At 45.3% G+C, this 1,045-nt stretch carries 1 protein-coding gene; it reads right to left on the bottom strand.

Annotated elements, in window-relative coordinates:
* Positions 1 to 1,045 (bottom strand): IS4-like element ISVsa5 family transposase (locus tag K5Q92_RS23730; protein WP_010129817.1); only part of this gene is annotated, 1,045 nt, incomplete at both ends.

Genomic DNA, 1,045 nt, shown 5'->3' with positions numbered 1-1,045 from the left:
AGTCTTCCCTTGTTATTGTGTAGCCAGAATGCCGCAAAACTTCCATGCCTAAGCGAACTGTTGAGAGTACGTTTCGATTTCTGACTGTGTTAGCCTGGAAGTGCTTGTCCCAACCTTGTTTCTGAGCATGAACGCCCGCAAGCCAACATGTTAGTTGAAGCATCAGGGCGATTAGCAGCATGATATCAAAACGCTCTGAGCTGCTCGTTCGGCTATGGCGTAGGCCTAGTCCGTAGGCAGGACTTTTCAAGTCTCGGAAGGTTTCTTCAATCTGCATTCGCTTCGAATAGATATTAACAAGTTGTTTGGGTGTTCGAATTTCAACAGGTAAGTTAGTTGCTAGAATCCATGGCTCCTTTGCCGACGCTGAGTAGATTTTAGGTGACGGGTGGTGACAATGAGTCCGTGTCGAGCGCTGATTTTTTCGGCCTTTAGAGCGAGATTTATACAATAGAATTTGGCATGAGATTGGATTGCTTTTAGTCAGCCTCTTATAGCCTAAAGTCTTTGAGTGACTAGATGACATATCATGTAAGTTGCTGATAGGTTTCCAGTTTTCCGCTCCTAGGTCTGCATATTGTACTTTTCCTCTTACTCGACTTAACCAGTACCAACCCAGCTTCTCAACGGATTTATACCATGGCACTTTAAAGCCAGCATCACTGACAATGAGCGGTGTGGTGTTACTCGGTAGAATGCTCGCAAGGTCGGCTAGAAATTGGTCATGAGCTTTCTTTGAACATTGCTCTGAAAGCGGGAACGCTTTCTCATAAAGAGTAACAGAACGACCGTGTAGTGCGACTGAAGCTCGCAATACCATAAGCCGTTTTTGCTCACGGATATCAGACCAGTCAACAAGTACAATGGGCATCGTATTGCCCGAACAGATAAAGCTAGCATGCCAACGGTATACAGCGAGTCGCTCTTTGTGGAGGTGACGATTACCTAACAATCGGTCGATTCGTTTGATGTTATGTTTTGTTCTCGCTTTGGTTGGCAGGTTACGGCCAAGTTCGGTAAGAGTGAGAGTTTTACAGTCAAGTAA

The organism is Shewanella sp. MBTL60-007, from assembly GCF_019654915.1.
Taxonomy (GTDB): Bacteria; Pseudomonadota; Gammaproteobacteria; order Enterobacterales; family Shewanellaceae; genus Shewanella.
The sequence above is the reverse complement of the archived record's forward strand: the minus strand, read 5'-3'. Positions and strand labels throughout refer to the sequence as shown.